The sequence below is a fragment of the Virgibacillus salinus genome (assembly GCF_900102415.1).
Lineage (GTDB): Bacteria > Bacillota > Bacilli > Bacillales > Amphibacillaceae > Lentibacillus > Lentibacillus subterraneus.
Genome location: NZ_FNKD01000001.1, coordinates 1,291,534 through 1,309,540, shown reverse-complemented (window position 1 = coordinate 1,309,540; position 18,007 = coordinate 1,291,534). Strand labels below are relative to the sequence as shown.

Below are 18,007 nucleotides of genomic sequence, written 5' to 3'. Positions count from 1 at the left end.
CTGCGATCGTCAATTTGCTTTCCACATTCCGGGCAGATTGCATTATTCAATGTACTTCCCTCCCCTCTTTTATATAACAGTATTAGTTAGTATTTAATTGTTATAATACAGTCTATGTGTTTTTCTTATAAAATGCAACCCTTTTTTAAAAAAAAGATTTGCAAATTGAATAATCTATGGAAGAATATGATATGAGTCATAATTTGGAGTGAATCAGAATATGAAGCATTTTAATTTTCCTGGAAGCCGAGTTGTCAAAACAGGCGTAGCGATTTTCATAACTGCCTGGATCTGTGTATTATTAGAATGGCCTCCTGTATTTGCCGTTATAACAGCAATAGTTACGATTGAGCCCACTGTTTCGGATTCAATAAGAAAAGGACTTATTCGTTTTCCGGCATCTGCAATTGGGTCGGCATATGCAGTCCTTTTTATATCTATTTTTGGTAATTCACCACTTACCTACTCACTTGCCGCAGTTTTTACGATTGCAACGTGCTTCAAGTTTAAATTGCATGCGGGTTTGCTAGTTGCAACGCTTACCGCTGTTGCAATGGTTGAAGTAATTCATAGCAATTATTTAATATCATTTTTTATTCGATTGGGTACTACAACTACTGGATTAATCGTCTCGACTGCCGTTAATATGTTTGTTTTGCCGCCAGACTATACCAAGGACATTATCCAGAAGATACAAGGGATTAGAAAAAAGACAGGAATTGTTATAGAAAAAGTATTTCAGGACATATTGCAGGAAAATGATAAAGAATTAGAAACTACAGAGCAGAATCTGGTCGATCAACTGGAAAAAACAATTCATCAAACAGAAACACTAATTCGCTTTCAAAAAGATGAAACAAAATACCATCCACTGGTCGGAACGGAAAAGGATCAATTCCAATCTGCACAAGATCATTTATTTAAATTAAAACTTATTCATTACCATATCGATAATCTTATTAATACACCGCTAAAAACTATCTCTTGGTCAAAAGAAGAGCGAACAATCATATTAAAAGCTGTGTCAGAGTTAGCTTATTCATTGCAAAATAAAACCAACTATACATCTGGAAAACATCAGCAGCAGCTTAAGCAATTAACAGAGATTTTTTGGGATGACAATGAGGATATAACTAAAAACAATGATAACCACCCTACTACTTTTCCTCCCGAGTTAATCATCTTGTACGAACTCGTTTCCGTTTATAACTTAGTTGAGAGGTACTACAAAAAAACTGCGGATTCACTTCAAAGGTAAAAACACAATAAAAATACACACGAGATTTCGCTTGTGAAACCCCGTGTGTATAGTGTATTGCTATATCAAGGCTAATTCTCAAGAGTGTAGTGGATGTGATTTATGGTGTGAGCGGAATGAGGGTCACACAAACCAGTGAAGTGAATCGTGGTTCCGCTAAATAGGGTAAAAAGCCTTCATGTAAGGTTGAAACGGTTCCTGGTTCCGTTATTTACCCAATAACAATGAAAAATGGGGCTGAAAAGGGCAAATAGCGGAATGAGGATTACATAACACGATCAAAATAGGCGTTTTTAAGGAAATAACGGAATGAGGATCCACCAAATCCGTGAAAGTAAACTCAAAAAGAAAAAATGGCTTGGTGAAATATCCAATCCATTTAGGTGAGATTTAACTTGTAATTTACTGTTATACCTCACAAGTTAATAATGTTATTGTGGTTTTTTAACGTTAGAAAACTAGGTAATGGAATTCTTATATTATACTAAATTATTTTTAAAGGCGTATATAACTGCTTGTGTTCGATCTTGTACTTCCAATTTTCCCAGAACATTACTAACGTGAACCTTTACTGTTTTCAAGGCAATAAATAACTGATCAGCAATTTCCTGATTTGTTTTACCTTGTGCAACAAGCATTAATATCTCCATTTCACGATCAGTTAATTGATCATGTGGACTATCGACAGGCTTTTCGCGCATCCGATTCATTATCTTACCTGTTACTTCAGGCTCCAAAATAGATTGACCTTGATAAGTTGCCCGGATTGCTTTGGCGATTTCGTTTGCCTTTGAGGTCTTCAGCATATAGCTTGTTGCACCTGCTTCAAGTGCCGGGTACACCTTTTCATCGTCAAGAAAGCTTGTCACAATAATAATCTTTGCCTCAGGCCATTGCTCGATAATTTTCGTTGTTGCTTCAATTCCGTCCATTTCTTCCATTACCAGATCCATTAAGATGATATCAGGCCTTAAATCCAGGGCTAATTCAACTGCCTCTCCACCATCATCAGCCTCAGCGATAACATCAATATCTTGTTGGGCTGACAAGTAGGCTGCGACACCTATTCTAACCATCTCATGATCGTCAGCAAATAGTACGTTAATCATTACTTTCACCTTCTTTTCTAAAGCTTGGGACTTTCACTTCCAGCCTTGTTCCTTCGTCAGGCAAACTGATAATTTTAAACGTTCCGCCCACTTCAAATGCACGTTCACGCATATTTTGGAGTCCGTATGAACTAGTTTTAACCTGTTCCATATCAAATCCAATTCCATCATCAACTACTCGCATAATTACAGTTTCATCACGTTCGATTAACATGACATGGAAGGAAGATGCCTTGGCATGACGAAGGGTGTTTGAAACAGATTCCTGCAGAATTCGAAATAACTGGTCTTCCACACCTTTATCAAGGGTGAGTGCTTCTACCTTCCAGTCAATCTCCATTGGAACTTTTTGTGTAAGTTCAACCAATAACTCTTCTACACCTTCTTGAAGAGATTTCCCTTTAAGTGCAACAGGACGCAAATGAAGTAATAATGCACGCATCTCAAGCTGTGATTGATGGATCATCTTCTCGACCATTTGCAGTTGTTGTTTAATCGATACATCATCAGGTGGATTCGATTCATTAATGGCTGACATCATCATGGAAGCTGCGAACAGCTGCTGACTAACCGAATCATGTAGTTCTCTTGCCAATCGATTCCTTTCCTGGACGACGACTTCCTGTAAACTCTTCTCACGTTCATTCGCTCTTTCTGTAACCAATCGTTGTGCATTTTCAGTTTGGATTCGTATTTTTTCCTGTATTTGTTCCATGTAATGTTGAATTTTATCAAGCTCTTTATAGGCTTCATCATCAGTAGATATTTTTTGACCTTTTGCAATTTCATCCAAATGCTTTGAAACACGCTGCAGCCGTTGTCGCCAGTACCATCCCGTAGTTACACCAATAATTGCACCTGCAACGGTTGGTACTCCAAGCACAAAAACTAGAAATGGCACATCATAAATCGTTCGATCGATTATTAACGACCAGTTATCAAGTGGAAAAGCTGCCATTGTAATCCCAATCATTATTAGCGTGATTAGCAAGGTAAATAAAATCGCGGTGAAGACGTGACGTAAAATAGGACTCATATCCGCTTCACCTCAATATCTCCGGAGAGTACTGATGTTACAATTTTCACACGTGGAAATGTTGTATCATAGCCTTCTGTTTGATAGAGAAGCGATTGATTCATCAACTTCCAATGATGCTTTCCCAGAATATGAGCACGCCCAAAAATGGCACTATGATGTATGCTAACTTCTACTTCGTAAGGAACATGTATTTCAACGTTACCAATGATATGACGTAGCGAAATAACTACAGTATCATTAGGAAGAACGGTATTACTTAAATCAATTACCCTGTCTCCAAAAGCTGCATGAATATTAATATCACGCCATTGATATGCTGTATCTTCCGTACGATGGTCACCGAAAAATTTATGGTTAAACAATGGCTTCAATTGTGTAACAGTTTCACTTTCCATCTCTTCGGTTACAGTTAATCTTGGATTTATTTGTTCCGATTCCTGTTTTGACTTGGAATAGTTTATGATGAATAAAACGATAGCTGCCAGAATTAAAAAACGGACTGCCAGCATATTTAAAACTGCAAAAACTAAACCAACTACTCCAAGCCAGAAAAAGATCTTTCCCCATAGTCGATAGAATTTTTTCCAGCCGATATAGATAAAAAAGCCCGAAAATAAAGCTGAAAAAATCATCCCACCATGAAAAAAGGCGACTTCTATTACAAAAAGAATCACTCCAATTATCAATATCCAGTTAAATGTATCTGTCGACAAACGTTGAAACATGAAGTGATCCTCCTCTCACTTATTTATATTTATGTAGAACAGACGCAGAAGGACTACGCCTGTTCAGTATATCATTTTTTTATATGTTGATACATAATGCTGTTAATTTGCTTTCTCCTGCATTTCCTTTTCCAGTTTGGCAATTTTGCTGTCAAATGTACTTCTATAATAGGAAGTGTTTACTTTGTTTTCTAGTCCTTCAATGTACTGCTCCATTTCAGCAAAACGGGAAAAAGGTATTTCTGATGATTCTTCCACTACCTTATTTATTTGATGGTTCGCGTGTGCAACATTTTCACGACCCATTAATTCCATTCTGCGTAAATGCATATCTTTCAGTTTGTGCTTCATCTCTTCATATTTCTGTTCTAATGTTTCCAACTGCTCCACTACTTCTTCACGTGATGCTTTCATACGATCTGCACGTACTTGATACTCTTCATGCTCTCTTACTGCAAATTCATGCATTTGCTCTTCTCCTGCTTTTTCTGCGGTACCTGCTTGTTTCAGGCGTTTATCGGCAAGATCCTGTGCCTTATGATATTCTTTGGTAAATTCATCTTTCAGTTTATATTGACGCTCAACAAGCTTGCGTACTTTTTCTTTTTCCTGCTCGCTTTGGCGTAAATATTGATTTAAGGCTGCAATTGGATTTTTCTGCTCCTTTTGATCCATCATATTATGAAGATCTGACGAAACTGAATCTTTTATCCGAGTAAATATATTTGTCATCATAATTCGCTCCTTTTCAATTTATCGATTTATTTCTGCCCATTGGCGTTCAAAGTTTGTGAATGGATCATTATCTTCCACAACTTGTCCAACTGATTGATCATCATCATCTTTCCAGCTTGTGTAAATCAAGTACAACACGTAAGCTGCTGCAACACCTATTACTGCATAAATGTTTGATAGGCCAATACCTAATACAAATAAACCAGCGATTATCCAGCCAATTTTTCCCGCTGTAGAATCACTTTTGATGAAATTTTTAAAGATGATATACAGCAGCCATACACTAACGCCCAACAAAATCATCGGACCAAGATTAGCCAGCAAAATAAAAAATGCAAGCAATCCTCCGACGAACAACATAAATTTTTTCATGCATCCCGCCTCCTTTCATAAATCAATCATACCGATTAATTGGCGCCTTGGTAATGATCCACAGCCATATTTTGAACTAGGTCTCAAGGCGTATACTGCTTTAAAAAAAGGGTGTACTATCCCTGAAGAGGAACAGCACACCCTGATTCTTTATCGTTTTGTTGTCGAACTTTATTGTTTTAGCTTCCACCTTTATCGATTCGATGTCGATGTTTATCGCTTCAATGTCGAACTTTATCGATTCGTACCTACCAAAGCACCAACACTTTCAATCACACTTCGAATCTCCTCTTCCGAAACGTCAAAATGCGTGACAAAGCGGACCGTATTTGGACCAAATGGCACTGCTAGAATACCGGATTCCTTGAGCATCTCTATAAACTGTTCTGCACGTAAACCAGCATCTTCAGTATTTACAAGCACAATATTTGTATCGACGTTATTTTCGATTATTAAGCCGCTTACTTCTTTCAATCCGTCTGCCAATAGCTGCGCATTTTCATGATCTTCTGCTAATCGGTCAACCATTGTGCGTAATGCGACTAAACCTGGTGCAGCAATGATGCCAGCTTGTCTTAATCCGCCTCCCAAGCGTTTACGCCACTTTCTTGCTTTTTTGATAAATGCGGAGGATCCTGCAATTATCGAGCCTACAGGTGCACCTAACCCTTTAGACAGGCAAAACTGTACCGTATCTGTATATGCCGCAAATTCCTTTACATCATTTCCTGTAGCAACTGCCGCGTTAAACAAACGTGCCCCGTCCAGATGAACAGGTATATTTTGCTGCTGGGCCATTTCAAAAATTGCTCGCATATTATCAAGTGAAACCACTGCTCCACCCGCACGATTATGCGTGTTTTCAAGGCAAATCAGCCCTGTCTCCGGCAAATGTATATCATCTCCGCGAACAGCCGCTTGAACTTCACCAGGATCCATTGCACCATTCTTTCCAGATATGGTTCTTGGCTGGACACCAGCCAGTGCTGAAATGGATGCACCCTCATATATAAAAATATGGGAATCTGCTTCTAATATGATTTCCTGCCCTGGCTGACAATGCGTCAATACGGCAATCTGGTTCCCCTGTGTTCCACTTGGGACAAACATTGCAGCCTCTTTGCCTAGCTTTTGAGCAGACAACTCCTCCAATTCTATTATTGTTGGATCCTCCTGATATACATCGTCTCCAACTACTGCATCGAAGGCAGCTTGCCGCATTTCAGGTGTTGGTTTAGTCACTGTATCACTTCGTAAGTCAATCATCGTTTCCCCTCCATATTATTTATCAGCTAAAATTTCATTTGCAATTAACTCGTACGATTTCGCTCTTGCCTCATAATTGTGTGTAATGGTAACAAGCATAAATTCATCTACCTGATAAAGTAGCTGCAGTTGTTCAAGCTGCTGTTTCACTTCTTTTGGATCACCTATAATCATTTTGCGTTCCATTTTCCTAATTGTTTCTTTTTCTTCATCCGAAAAAGAGTATGACTTAGCCTCTTCATCAGACGGAATACGTCCGTTGCCCTCACCTTTTGCACGCTGCACACTCCAAAGCTGACTGCTTAATGCCAATTCATTAGCTTTATCTGTTGTTTCTGCACAAATGACTGACACTGTTACAATCGTTTCTGAGTGTTTTTTTGTATATTGCTTAACGATTGAAGGGCCGTCCGCATCACTCATAAAATGTCCGTACACATATGGAAGACCTTTTTCAGCAGCCAATATTGCACTTTTTTCACTTGTACCAAGTAACCACGGCTCTGGTGAATATGTTGGGACAGGAGACGGCTTTATTTTTGAATACATGTGATTCTTTGGAAAACTATTATGTAAAAACCGCAGGACTTCATCAATTGAATCAGAAAATTGATGTACCTGTTTTAAAAAGTCACCTGATAACGCAATGCTCGCCTCAGCAGATCCACCAGGAGCACGTCCAATCCCGAGGTCGATACGATTCGGAAATAGAGTGGCAAGCATATTATATCTTTCTGCAACATTAAAAGGCTTATAGTGAGGTAACAGTACAGCACCAGCACCGATTCTGATACGACTGGTTTGCGCTCCAATCATTCCAAGGATAAGGTCTGGTGCAGGACAAGCTAATCCTGGCAAATCATGATGTTCTGCAATCCAATAACGCGTATAACCCAAATCATCACCAGTCTGGGCCAGTTTTATCGATGCTGCTAATGCTTCATTTGCTGTTTTACCATTTGATATTGGAGCCTGGTCGAGAATACTTAACCTCATTTTGCAGTACCTTCTTTCAGTTCAAAATATACTAGCTTCTTAAAAAAATCCTTGGAGAGCCTCTACCAATAATCATTGACTACATATTAACATACATATATCATCGTCATATAGTTTCTAAAACTACATACTAGTTAAGAAGGTGTTCATAATATGGGGATTTATATACGTGAGCCAATTAATGGTCTGACACATTTGTTTGGCGCTATTTTATCGTTTGTGGGATTGCTTGCCTTGGTCATTAAAGCAGCAGCAACGACAGATTCTATGTTAGCAATCATGGCCGTGATAATTTTTGGTGTTAGTATGATTTTGTTATATGCAGCGTCAGCAACATATCACATGGTTGTTGCAAAAGATCATGTCATTGCCTTTTTAAGGCGAATTGACCATTCCATGATATTTGTACTGATCGCTGGTACCTATACGCCACTATGCTTAATAAGTTTACAGGGTGTCACCGGCTGGGTTTTATTTGCAGTAATCAGCAGTATCGCAATAGCCGGAGTAACATTTAAATTAGTTTGGTTTCACTCACCCAGATGGCTGTCGACAGCATTATACATTGTGATGGGGTGGATTGTAGTATTTTATAGTCCTGCACTTGCGCCAATTATAGGTATGAACGGAATGACTCTGCTAATCCTAGGAGGTCTTTTTTACACGGTGGGTGCATTTATCTACTGGCTCAAGCCGAAGTTTCTATCATTTAAACATATGGGCTTCCACGAGATTTTTCATATATTCATCCTATTCGGAAGCCTATTTCACTTTTTTTGTATATATCGATATGTACTGTAAAGGTAAGAAAAGCGCAAGCGCCCGTTTAGCAACGTACAAACTGGAGCACTTCGCAATGAGATAAAGGAAACACGGTGAGCTGTAAGCGAACCGATGTTGACTTATCGTAGTGAGGAGTGTGAAGTTTGCTAGTTGCTGGGCGCTGGAGCTGGACATAGCTTGTTCCACCTGAGAACGAAATAAGGCTTAAATTTTATACTTTCTTACCCTGCTAAAAAGAAAAAGCCACCAATCAGCGTTGGTGGCTTTCCCTTTTCTTATACCGTCTCCACGACTTCCTTCGCTTTTTCACCTCGAACAAACACAAGCGTATATAGCAGCAACAATACTAGCAAACTAATGATGGAAAAGCCATAAATGAAATGATAGCTTGTAAGGGATGCAAGCACACCAAGCCCCGTTGATCCAACTGCAATACCCAGATCCATCGATGAAAAGAACATGGCGTTGGCAGTTCCCTGCTTTTCTTTTTCCACGAAACCAATAGCGATTGCCTGTAAAGTTGGTGTCATAATACCATAAGAAAAACCGTATAATACCCCAGCAATAAGCAACGTTATCGTATTCTGGGTAATAGATAAAAGAAATAATCCTCATACTTTAACTAGTATATATTAAAATATTATTTGTATAAATATATTTTGTAGACAAAGTATTTTTATTTAAAAAAATGACCCAGCTTGTGCCGGGCCATTGGATTATTAATAGGATACAATTTCAGAAAGGACATATTGATAAAGAAGTTGTTCTGTATAATTTAATGACGTCTCGTGTGTTCGTTCATATGCATGGGATGAATCAATTCCCGGTCCGATAAGTCCATGGATAATATCATGCCCAGCCCTGATAGCAGCTGATGCGTCGGAACCGTAGTACGGATAAATATCCAATTTATGCCCGATGTTGTTTGATTTAGCAAGCTCTACAAGATGCTTACGCAATCCATAATGATATGGTCCGCTGGCATCCTTCACACAGATCGAAACGGTATATTCGTCAGTGGTTTGCCCATCACCCATGGCTCCCATATCGACAGCCAGGTATTCGACCGTTTCAGGATTTATATTGGAGTTACCACCATAGCCAATTTCTTCATTGTTTGAAATTAGAAAATGTGTCGTATGAGGTAATGTGATATTTTCTTCCTTCACTCTTTTGATAAGTTGCATGAGGCCTGCAACACTTGCTTTGTCATCTAAATGGCGTGATTTGATAAAACCGTTATCTGTTATTTGAACACGAGGGTCGAAGGAAACAAAATCCCCTACTTCAATACCAAGTTCACGAATGTCATCAGCATTTTCAACCTTTGCATCAATACGGACTTCCATATTCTCCTGATTACGCTCAGCTTTTCCTGCATCCTTATAGACATGGACGGAAGTTTGATGCATTAGGATTGTTCCTGTGTAAACGTTGCCGCTGGTGGTTTGGATTTCACAGTACTCACCTTCAATAGCGTTATATTTGAAACCACCGATAAGGTCGAGACGCAGGCGGCCGTTACTTTTCACTTCTTTAACCATAGCACCTAGTGTATCAACATGTGCGGTTAACATTCTGTGTTCCTTGTCATTTACCCCAGGTAATGTCGCAATTAAGCCACCTTTACGGTTGCGCTTTGTTTCGACCTGCAGATTATGTAAAAAATCCTCCACATATTGAATCACTTTCTCAGTGTTACCTGATGGGCTTGGTATTGAAACCAGTTGTTTAATAAGTTCTTTCGTTTCGTTTACGTTTGGATATGTAGTCAAAATGATTGCTCCTTCCTTAACTATAAATATACTTCTTACATTGTATCGTTAATTATGGGAGCTAACAACTAGCCTTCTAAAAAACTCACACTTTAATCATATATATGTTGGCTTACTAATTATGATTATATTACGTTTAATAAACATCTCATTTTAAATGAATACTAAATCAAAAAATTAATTCTACTCCTTAAATTTAGTAAATTAGCTTTTTTTGGATATAATTCTAACGGCTTCAAACTATAAACCTACTTGGTGGTATCATTTTATTTAATGTTTACCTGGGATTAGGAAGATGACATAATGATAATTATGTGATCTGCTTTTTACTATCTGTGAATATTAAAAAAATTGATTTGTTTGTTACATCATGCCGCCCGTAAGCTCTGAGAGTGTAATATCGTTAACAAGAGGTGCAAAAAGTGCGATATATCAAGGTGTTGTTAAATTATTACTGTAACATCTTTAACATGAATTTACAGTTTTTCACTGCATTGCGTTAGCAAAATGTTAGCATTTTGCTAACGCAACAGCATTATTAAATGTTTATTTTTTATTCTGTTGGAAAATAAAATGGGTTAAAGCCGGTTTTATTTTCCGCAACTAAATTCTCAAAATGATCAGGTACTAAATCTAATTTCTCGTATTCTTCATCATCAAACATAAATAATTGTAGATTCTCTTTTCCGATTGATTCATACACAGTAGTGATCACTTTACCGATTGCTTTAGAATTACCTTGATCAAAAGGCTTAGAAATATGGTCAATAACTAATATTGGAATAAGTGGATACTTATCCTCCTTCAATAACATTTTTAAAAAACCAAAGTAACCACATAATTGTATAAGTGTATGTCTCGCCATACTTCCAATATAGTAGTTTACTTTTTCGTTAATTACATTTGAATTTTCATTAATTACTGATTCAGTTATCATAGGTTGTAATATATTACCTTTCTTATAATACTGTATATGAAACCCTTCTTTGTTTGTATCATCTTTAACAACAGAAGAAATGTTACTAGCCGATTTATAAAGTTCTGAAATATAATTAGATAAGTCCTTTATTTTTTTGTGATCATCTGAGTTCTGTAATATCTTTAATTCCTCACGAATTGTTTTGATCCTTTTCCTTTTCTCTTGCAGTTCTTCTTCACTAGAACTTATGTCTGAAGATAAATACTCCTCTATCACCGTAATTGCTTTTTCCTTTTCTTCCATAGTAAATAACCTAAATCTCGAATCATTTCTTCTGATTTCAGTTTTTATAAGGTCTCGTTGTTTTCTAAGTTCATTTATTGTTTTGTCACTTATAGTGTATTTACTAAAAGAAATTGTTGAATCAAGCTCAGATATCAGTTTTTCAAGCGGTGATACTAAATATTCGAATACACTATTCTCATCTAATAAGTTATTTAACTTTTGTAATAGAAGCTTTCTATTCTTATTGTCTTTTTCAAATTGCTTTGAATCAGTAATACTATTTTCATATATCTTTATTTGCTCTGAAATATTATTATACATTACTTCTAAATCAGCAATGTTTTTATCATTTTTCTTTCTAACTACTGCCTGCATATCTTTTATTTCATTAAGCTGTTTTCTTATATCATTTGCATTTTTTCCAGTATACCAAGTATTAGATCCTAGCTTTTGAAGATTATTATTCACTTGATTACAAATAAAATCATATTTTGCAGTATTTTTTTCTAATTCCTTAACTTTTTCTAATAAAATCTCTAATTCCTTTTTTAACTCATAAATTTTTTCAAGATTGTTGTTAAAAATAAAATTTAGAATAGGCGATAATTTTATTGAATATTTTATATCACTACTTTTATCTAGAAAGTCATGTATAGCACCTTGCCGTTTTTCACCAAGGAAATTAAACATTGTAAACGTACGGTAGGTCAATTCTTCATCAGTAAAGTTTCGTAATTCTCTTAAAGATTCAACGTCACTTGCGAATATTGAATTCAGTCTATCTTTGTATTCTCTTAAACTTATATAATCTTCTTCAGGCTCATTAGAGTATTGCAAATAGTTTATATTCGGATCTCTAGTTCTAGCAATCTTATATTCAATGTCGTTATATTGAAAGATCATTGTTACCCTTTCTAAAGAATCTACATACCAAGGCTTTTTTCTAATGTCCTCCGAAGACCCAAACATAAAGTCGATAAAGTAATAAAATTCTGTTTTCCCAGAGCTATTTTTACCTTTATAGTAATTTATACCCTCAGAAAAGTTATATGTATATTTTTCACCATTAGTGCCTTTCATCTCTAATGAATTTATCTTAAACATTATGAATTACCTCTTTCATAAATTGCTTATCTGTCATACTTTTACTAGCTTCTATTGCTTTACCAAGAAAGTTACTCTCCTTGTATATGGTTTCTTCGTTATTATTTTCTAAGGGACCATAAATCATATTTTTTTTAATAAGGACCAATTTATTAGTATGAAGAAGGTGAATTGCTTTTAAAATAAACTCTATATTATTACAATACTCTTCATAATCACCTGTAAGTTGCGAAATGCATTTATAAATGATATCTTGTATATTATTAGCGTTATAAATTGCTTTTGGAAAAAAACGCTCTTTTTTAATTAGATATGCAAAAACAAGTATCTTATTTACGCTTAATTTTTCGTGAGTATATAACATTTGCAAAATAATATCACAATATATACTTACTTGAATTGTTTCCGCTTCAAGTTTCAAGTTTTTCATTTTCTTCGTCCTCCCAAGAAATCTGTATATCCTTAATTCCATCCTTTGTTAAATATATTCCTGAACCAAAACGAATTTGTTCACTGTCTGCATACGAATTACTAAGCCTTTTTGTTTCTTCTAAACGATTATATGGTATATCTCTTTTATTCATTTGCAATTGAAACTTAGCAGTTTCAAAATTTTCGTATGTAGTTTCTTCAATGTCCTTTATTTTCCCTAACTTATTTGACTCCATATACAAGTACCTTAGATTTTCATAGTATGAACAAACTCCTAAGTGTTGCTCTACTAAGAAAGAAGGCATCTTGCACGCAAGTAATTGCTTGTATTCTCTAGAATTAGCAACTTCTAAATCATTAAAATCTATCGTGTGAAGCTTTTTAAAATCTGCATAAAGAGGTTTAGTAACTTTCTCTGTAATTCTGGTTGTTATGTCTTCAACTGCCATCATAAAATCATTAAATGTTATTATATTAGGTTCTTTATTATTAATACTTTCCATTACTTGAACAGTAACGTGTTGAAGCAACTCTTTTATTCTATAATAATAAACTACGCTATTGACAGCGGCTCTCCTAAAATGTAATGTGCAACGCTCCGCAATTTTTTGATCTAAACCCATTAAAGATACAAATTCATATTTATCTTTAATGGAAAGAATTATTTCTTCAAATTCATCAAATCTATCCTTGAACAGATTTTTCACTTTAGTAATTGTAGCTCTAGAATCCTTTTTGGATTCACAAATAATACGAAACATCTCTTTTGCGGATTTGTTAAACATTATATCTTTATTCTCATATTCATCATCTGTAAAAAGAACATATCTATTAACCTTATTACTTGAGGACTCAAGTAGAATCCAATTTAAAAGCACCTTATTTGCTACTCCTTCGGTAATATTAGTCCTCTTAACCTGAATTGCTGTATTTGAATCTTTACCTATAATTTTGTTACCGAAATTATCCTGATAATTGTCTATTTCATCAGGTTTAATTTCTTTTATATTTACATCATCGGTGGTCTCAAATTCTATTTGCATGCCTTCCTGTAGCGTAAGCATATAGTAAACATATACTCTTATTTGATAGGAAAAGCCAGCTAAACTATTAATTCCACTTTTGTCTTGCGCAAATACATGCATTAATTACACCCCATAACCATAATCTGCTTTATATATTATAAAATAATCACTTCTTTATGTATCTATTTTCTTATTACTAATTCTACAATACTTTATGATTTTTTCCAATATTAGCTAATTTCGTATATTCTAATAGAAGTTATATTGGTATTTGGCAATTGGTTTTAAAAAATACAATCTTTCACATATACAACATATAATATTGTCGAGAGATGGAGAAAAAGCATTTTCATTTCGGTTTAAATCGTACTAGTTTGATAAAAATGCACTTTCTATTCTGTTGTGTAAAGCAAATGGTGATTTATGAAAGTTCCAAACTATATGGGGTCAAACCCTGTCGAAAAACAGAATAATAGATTTATCTATCAGGGGAGGACATGGAGAAATGGAAATTCACGAAAAGGCTTCATTTACTGTTTTACCCAAGTATCAATTTGATACAAGCAAGAGTGTCACCTACAAAGTGGACAGCTTCTCGACGATTAAGTTTGACTACAATTACTACTCCGTTCCAATGGATTACGTTGATAAAGACGTTAGTATTAAAGGATTGTGACCATGCACTCACTAATTCCTCCTCATTGTACTAACCTAAGTTGGTGAAATAGACTTGCATTTCCATATAAAATTATCACGATCTTTCTTGATTTTCCGGCATTAAGAAGCAGTAAACCTTGATGATTTACTGCTTCTTAATGCTTATTAATTAAATTGATATCGTTGTTTATTTGAATATTTATAACTAAAATTAGTTTTTAAATCCATAGCCCGATATAAGGACAAAGAAGATATCTGTAAATTCCTTATATTTATTGTCATCATGAGAATTAAATATAGAGTTGAAAATCCTCTCAACATCAAGAACATTTTTGGCAATATCAAATTTTTCTATATTTTCATATAAAAGATTGATATTTCCAACAAATTCATCATACTGACCATAGGTAATTATTTTATTACTTTTTTGTTCTTCTAAAAATGACAGACTTTTAAGATATTCACCGCTTTTAAGATACGCCATTGATAATTTGTCAATTACAACTGTATTCTTTTGTCCATCATTAAATATTTCTTCTAATATATATACTCTATTTTTGGGCGGTAATGCTGATAACCATGTCAAAACAGGGAATTGAGAACCAACAGGATTGGTCTTAAAATAATTTACCAACATTTTTTCTATAATATGTGTTGCTATTTCAATTCCTTCTTCTAGTTCTTCTGACGAGACCACATTTCCATAGTGAGAACCTTTATTCCCAATACTTTTAATTTTATCAAAAGAACGCTCTATATCTTTGTCATAATATTTTCCTACAGCTTGAATTTTATTGTTTAAATTATAAGTATTCCATTTCTCAATACTTATATAACCTTTTTGAATAATCTTATCTTTTAATAATAAATCTATAGCCCCCTCTAAATACCGTCTTAAACAATTAGCTCGAAGTACTTCTCTCAAATCTGAATTAACAAAATCATTATAGTCCTCAAGTAATTTGAGTGGTATTAATGGCGAAGTCTCCGCTGATAAAATTTGCTCATATCTTGAATTCATAATATTCCTCCAATGATTGGTTTATGCAGGATAGCATATCTTCCTTACTATCAGTGGAGGTTTTGCATGACTGCTACTGTTACGCAACACTTCAGAAATAGTAGTTTTACCTGACCCATTACTTCCATAAAAATAATTTACTTTCCCTAAATTACTGAGTTTAACACCATCACTATCATAAGTTGCTACATTTCTTATAACAATTTCATCTATCATATAATCTATAATCCCCCTTTAAAAATGCAAGACAACTCTATTAACTCACATTTTATCATACATCCTCCTCTGAAGAGTTTGACTATTTCGATGTTTATCCAAAAATATTGCCCTTAAGATACTATATGTTTACTCCACAGTATGGACCGATTGCTTAACATCTGGTGTATAAAATGTATATTAATGAGTTCATATAATCGATGTTATAAGAACTACTCTAACTTAGGGTTGGTCTAGATCCTTACACGCCTAAATGTTTTATCACGGAAAAGTAATATACTTGATTTACAGTAACGGCGCTTACTTCCGAACTTACTGCCTCACCATTTTCGCGTCTCAGGTAAAAAGGGTGCACTTTTTGAAAGTATTATAATCTAACTTTCTTTCTGTGCTAAGTTTACTGGATGGAGTGTGATCAAATGCTTTGTTTATCAAGATTATGGTTCCGTCTGTAGAAGCCGAGAACCAGACAGGTACTTTTTTTGTTTTTGGAACAGTTAGCAATTCAACCCTCCTGCCTTTTAATCTACGGATTATACTATTCCATATATGTAATGATTTCATTATATCCCCTCCACTTAACACTTATTATGCATTAACCTAAAGCACAAAATAATAAAGCTATTTCTTGTATTATTCGACGTTAACTGTTAAATTCCTCCAATAAACGCTAAGAAAACGAAAATCTCTTTAAAGTAAAGGCATTTTAAATATCTTACTTCTTTTAATCATAGTATCAGGTTTCCCTTCATGGAATATAATAGTTATGAAAAAAACACGATTTAACTTGTGGTTAAATCGTGTTTTCAATCGAGTCAATATTGTGTCTAATTAGGTTACAAGGATTATTATGTGAAAATTTCAGCCTGTAACCTCTAACGTTAATTATGTTCAGATATCTTATAACTTACGGTATTATAGTATCTTTCATTATATTAAATATTCTAAAGTGGTAAAAAAATTAGAGAATGTCCTATTTCCATAAGCATCAAAGTCTACGGTAATGGAATCACCATCTTCTAACTCAACAATTTCCTCTGCATACTTTTCTTGTTTCACGTGTTTTGGGTTACTATCTTCTTCTGGCTCTTCTTGATCTATATGTCCAGTTTCTTGACTTTTTGCCATTTTCATTGATTTTCTAGAACCTCTTTTCTGATCTGAGACTTCAAGCAAAATTGAAAGCTTATGCTTAAAGTCTCAACAAATAAAAAAACCACCAAATATGTATTGGTGGAGACGGTGGGAATCGAACCCACGTCCAGAGATATCGCCACTCAGGCTTCTACGAGTGTAGTTGGTATATTCTCATTCACTAGCACGTCAGCCTACCAACAGGCTTCCGTGTAGCTAGTCTGATTAGTTTCAACTATCATCCTCAGACGGTGAATGACAGTGTAGCCCGCTTCATTTGAGACCCTTCAATCTGCCACACGGGCGATAGCAGGAAGGATCGCTTTAGCAGTGCTTAGGCAGCTGCTAGAGCTGGTGAATTGTTTTCTTCGCCAGTTATATTTAGGCAATTAACGTTTTACGAGCCGTAACCTCGACGCGCGACCTGAGCTCAATCTATCCCTGTCGAATCCGTAACGTCCCCATTTAAAGGAGAATCGCTTGGAATAGAACGAGCAATTATCTAATTTGATGTCGTTTATCTTCTAACGACAATTCTTATTATACCATAAACAATGCTAAAATCAAGCCCTGGAAGGTTTTACCTCATGTTGTCCTTGATAGCACGATCAACATCACGTTTCATCTGTTTGCGTTTCAAGTCTTCACGTTTGTCATATTTCTTTTTCCCTTTTCCAAGTCCGATTAATACTTTCGCAACGCCGTTTTTGATATAGATTTTTAATGGAACAAGTGCATATCCTTGCTGTTGTGTTAACCCAATTAATTTATCAATTTCCTTGCGGTGTAAAAGCAATTTACGAGTTCGTGTTGGATCATGGTTATACCGGTTCCCCTGTTCATATGTTGCGATATGCAAATTAATCAGTTTTACCTCACCACGGTCAATTCTCGCGTGGGAATCCTTAATATTGATTCGACCGGCACGAATTGACTTGATTTCTGTTCCTTGTAAAACAATTCCTGCTTCATACGTTTCTTCTATAAAATAATCGTGTGATGCTCTTCTGTTTTTAGCAATTTCGTTTCCTTTTCCTTTAGGCATACCGAACTTCCTCCTACTCCTTGCGTGAACCTTATTTTATCAAACTATCTGTAATTATTCCAATTGTTTTAGGAGACGAAAAAAAAATCAGGGCTGTTACCCAATCGGCAC

At 35.3% G+C, this 18,007-nt stretch carries 19 protein-coding genes and 1 other RNA gene; 3 read left to right on the top strand and 17 right to left on the bottom strand.

Features of this window, described 5'->3' with window-relative positions; genetic code table 11:
• Positions 1-220 precede the first annotated feature (220 nt).
• Entirely contained in the window at positions 221-1,258 is a 1,038-nt protein-coding gene (locus BLS02_RS06155; protein ID WP_092492063.1) for an FUSC family protein, read from the top strand.
• A 479-nt stretch (positions 1,259-1,737) separates the two neighbouring features.
• On the opposite strand, the gene BLS02_RS06150 is transcribed toward BLS02_RS06155, so the two are convergent.
• The 7 genes from BLS02_RS06150 to BLS02_RS06120 all read right to left on the bottom strand — a co-directional run bounded on the left by BLS02_RS06150 (position 1,738) and on the right by BLS02_RS06120 (position 7,500).
• Positions 1,738-2,367 (bottom strand): response regulator, encoded by a 630-nt coding sequence (locus BLS02_RS06150; RefSeq protein ID WP_092492062.1) that lies wholly within the window; start codon positions 2,365-2,367, stop codon positions 1,738-1,740.
• Positions 2,360-3,403, bottom strand: coding sequence for a sensor histidine kinase (locus BLS02_RS06145; RefSeq protein WP_092492061.1), 1,044 nt, complete (start codon positions 3,401-3,403; stop codon positions 2,360-2,362). The genes BLS02_RS06150 and BLS02_RS06145 overlap by 8 nt, the downstream gene beginning before the upstream one ends.
• The gene (gene liaF / locus BLS02_RS06140; RefSeq protein ID WP_092492060.1) at positions 3,400-4,131 is read right to left on the bottom strand and encodes a cell wall-active antibiotics response protein LiaF; all 732 of its coding nucleotides are present in this window, start codon (positions 4,129-4,131) and stop codon (positions 3,400-3,402) included. Before liaF ends, BLS02_RS06145 begins: the two co-directional genes overlap by 4 nt.
• 102 nt (positions 4,132-4,233) lie before the next feature.
• A complete protein-coding gene (locus tag BLS02_RS06135) occupies positions 4,234-4,863 on the bottom strand; it encodes a PspA/IM30 family protein (protein WP_092492059.1) in 630 nt (209 codons plus the stop codon).
• A 21-nt stretch (positions 4,864-4,884) separates the two neighbouring features.
• Entirely contained in the window at positions 4,885-5,238 is a 354-nt protein-coding gene (locus BLS02_RS06130; RefSeq protein ID WP_092492058.1) for a lmo0954 family membrane protein, read from the bottom strand.
• A 234-nt stretch (positions 5,239-5,472) separates the two neighbouring features.
• On the bottom strand, positions 5,473-6,504 hold the full coding sequence (gene ltaE, locus BLS02_RS06125) for a low-specificity L-threonine aldolase (protein WP_092492057.1): 1,032 nt from the start codon (positions 6,502-6,504) through the stop codon (positions 5,473-5,475).
• A 15-nt stretch (positions 6,505-6,519) separates the two neighbouring features.
• Positions 6,520-7,500, bottom strand: coding sequence for an LLM class flavin-dependent oxidoreductase (locus BLS02_RS06120; protein WP_092492056.1), 981 nt, complete (start codon positions 7,498-7,500; stop codon positions 6,520-6,522).
• Positions 7,501-7,653: 153 nt separating this feature from the next.
• Between BLS02_RS06120 and trhA the strand changes: the two genes are divergently transcribed.
• On the top strand, positions 7,654-8,301 hold the full coding sequence (gene trhA / locus BLS02_RS06115; RefSeq protein ID WP_092492055.1) for a PAQR family membrane homeostasis protein TrhA: 648 nt from the start codon (positions 7,654-7,656) through the stop codon (positions 8,299-8,301).
• Between the two features lie 257 nt (positions 8,302-8,558).
• Here the strand turns inward: trhA and BLS02_RS06110 are convergent, their stop codons facing one another.
• The 5 genes from BLS02_RS06110 to BLS02_RS06090 form a co-directional block, all read right to left on the bottom strand.
• Positions 8,559-8,876: an MFS transporter gene (locus BLS02_RS06110; protein ID WP_092492054.1), complete on the bottom strand. Its 318-nt coding sequence runs from the start codon at positions 8,874-8,876 to the stop codon at positions 8,559-8,561.
• 126 nt (positions 8,877-9,002) lie between these two features.
• Entirely contained in the window at positions 9,003-10,058 is a 1,056-nt protein-coding gene (locus tag BLS02_RS06105) for a M42 family metallopeptidase (protein WP_092492053.1), read from the bottom strand.
• A gap of 553 nt (positions 10,059-10,611) precedes the next feature.
• A complete protein-coding gene (locus tag BLS02_RS18920) occupies positions 10,612-12,366 on the bottom strand; it encodes a hypothetical protein (protein WP_175559445.1) in 1,755 nt (584 codons plus the stop codon).
• Entirely contained in the window at positions 12,359-12,796 is a 438-nt protein-coding gene (locus BLS02_RS06095) for a hypothetical protein (protein WP_092492052.1), read from the bottom strand. The genes BLS02_RS18920 and BLS02_RS06095 overlap by 8 nt, the downstream gene beginning before the upstream one ends.
• Positions 12,777-13,943: a hypothetical protein gene (locus BLS02_RS06090; protein ID WP_092492051.1), complete on the bottom strand. Its 1,167-nt coding sequence runs from the start codon at positions 13,941-13,943 to the stop codon at positions 12,777-12,779. The genes BLS02_RS06095 and BLS02_RS06090 overlap by 20 nt, the downstream gene beginning before the upstream one ends.
• 385 nt (positions 13,944-14,328) lie before the next feature.
• Here BLS02_RS06090 and BLS02_RS18915 point away from each other — a divergent pair, with 385 nt between their 5' ends.
• A complete protein-coding gene (locus BLS02_RS18915) occupies positions 14,329-14,499 on the top strand; it encodes a Mu transposase domain-containing protein (RefSeq protein ID WP_175559444.1) in 171 nt (56 codons plus the stop codon).
• 192 nt (positions 14,500-14,691) lie between these two features.
• Here the strand turns inward: BLS02_RS18915 and BLS02_RS06085 are convergent, their stop codons facing one another.
• From BLS02_RS06085 to smpB, 5 genes are all read right to left on the bottom strand, one after another.
• On the bottom strand, positions 14,692-15,501 hold the full coding sequence (locus tag BLS02_RS06085; RefSeq protein ID WP_092492050.1) for a DUF4145 domain-containing protein: 810 nt from the start codon (positions 15,499-15,501) through the stop codon (positions 14,692-14,694).
• Between the two features lie 21 nt (positions 15,502-15,522).
• Positions 15,523-15,717, bottom strand: coding sequence for an AAA family ATPase (locus BLS02_RS06080; protein WP_092492049.1), 195 nt, complete (start codon positions 15,715-15,717; stop codon positions 15,523-15,525).
• A gap of 930 nt (positions 15,718-16,647) precedes the next feature.
• Positions 16,648-16,851 (bottom strand): hypothetical protein, encoded by a 204-nt coding sequence (locus tag BLS02_RS06070; RefSeq protein ID WP_092492047.1) that lies wholly within the window; start codon positions 16,849-16,851, stop codon positions 16,648-16,650.
• A 97-nt stretch (positions 16,852-16,948) separates the two neighbouring features.
• Positions 16,949-17,314: a transfer-messenger RNA gene (gene ssrA / locus BLS02_RS06065) on the bottom strand.
• A gap of 117 nt (positions 17,315-17,431) precedes the next feature.
• Complete coding sequence (gene smpB / locus BLS02_RS06060; RefSeq protein WP_092492046.1) at positions 17,432-17,896, bottom strand: SsrA-binding protein SmpB; 465 nt, start codon at positions 17,894-17,896, stop codon at positions 17,432-17,434.
• Positions 17,897-18,007 lie beyond the last annotated feature (111 nt).

What these genes read in the sequence shown, in the direction of transcription:
- BLS02_RS06155 (WP_092492063.1), top strand. Translation starts at nt 221, where the DNA reads ATGAAGCATTTTAATTTTCCTGGAAGCCGAGTTGTCAAAACAGGCGTA.
- BLS02_RS06150 (WP_092492062.1), bottom strand. Translation starts at nt 2,367, where the DNA reads ATGATTAACGTACTATTTGCTGACGATCATGAGATGGTTAGAATAGGT.
- BLS02_RS06145 (WP_092492061.1), bottom strand. Translation starts at nt 3,403, where the DNA reads ATGAGTCCTATTTTACGTCACGTCTTCACCGCGATTTTATTTACCTTG.
- liaF (WP_092492060.1), bottom strand. Translation starts at nt 4,131, where the DNA reads ATGTTTCAACGTTTGTCGACAGATACATTTAACTGGATATTGATAATT.
- BLS02_RS06135 (WP_092492059.1), bottom strand. Translation starts at nt 4,863, where the DNA reads ATGACAAATATATTTACTCGGATAAAAGATTCAGTTTCGTCAGATCTT.
- BLS02_RS06130 (WP_092492058.1), bottom strand. Translation starts at nt 5,238, where the DNA reads ATGAAAAAATTTATGTTGTTCGTCGGAGGATTGCTTGCATTTTTTATT.
- ltaE (WP_092492057.1), bottom strand. Translation starts at nt 6,504, where the DNA reads ATGATTGACTTACGAAGTGATACAGTGACTAAACCAACACCTGAAATG.
- BLS02_RS06120 (WP_092492056.1), bottom strand. Translation starts at nt 7,500, where the DNA reads ATGAGGTTAAGTATTCTCGACCAGGCTCCAATATCAAATGGTAAAACA.
- trhA (WP_092492055.1), top strand. Translation starts at nt 7,654, where the DNA reads ATGGGGATTTATATACGTGAGCCAATTAATGGTCTGACACATTTGTTT.
- BLS02_RS18920 (WP_175559445.1), bottom strand. Translation starts at nt 12,366, where the DNA reads ATGTTTAAGATAAATTCATTAGAGATGAAAGGCACTAATGGTGAAAAA.
- BLS02_RS06095 (WP_092492052.1), bottom strand. Translation starts at nt 12,796, where the DNA reads ATGAAAAACTTGAAACTTGAAGCGGAAACAATTCAAGTAAGTATATAT.
- BLS02_RS06090 (WP_092492051.1), bottom strand. Translation starts at nt 13,943, where the DNA reads ATGCATGTATTTGCGCAAGACAAAAGTGGAATTAATAGTTTAGCTGGC.
- BLS02_RS18915 (WP_175559444.1), top strand. Translation starts at nt 14,329, where the DNA reads ATGGAAATTCACGAAAAGGCTTCATTTACTGTTTTACCCAAGTATCAA.
- BLS02_RS06085 (WP_092492050.1), bottom strand. Translation starts at nt 15,501, where the DNA reads ATGAATTCAAGATATGAGCAAATTTTATCAGCGGAGACTTCGCCATTA.
- BLS02_RS06080 (WP_092492049.1), bottom strand. Translation starts at nt 15,717, where the DNA reads ATGATAGATGAAATTGTTATAAGAAATGTAGCAACTTATGATAGTGAT.
- BLS02_RS06070 (WP_092492047.1), bottom strand. Translation starts at nt 16,851, where the DNA reads ATGAAAATGGCAAAAAGTCAAGAAACTGGACATATAGATCAAGAAGAG.
- smpB (WP_092492046.1), bottom strand. Translation starts at nt 17,896, where the DNA reads ATGCCTAAAGGAAAAGGAAACGAAATTGCTAAAAACAGAAGAGCATCA.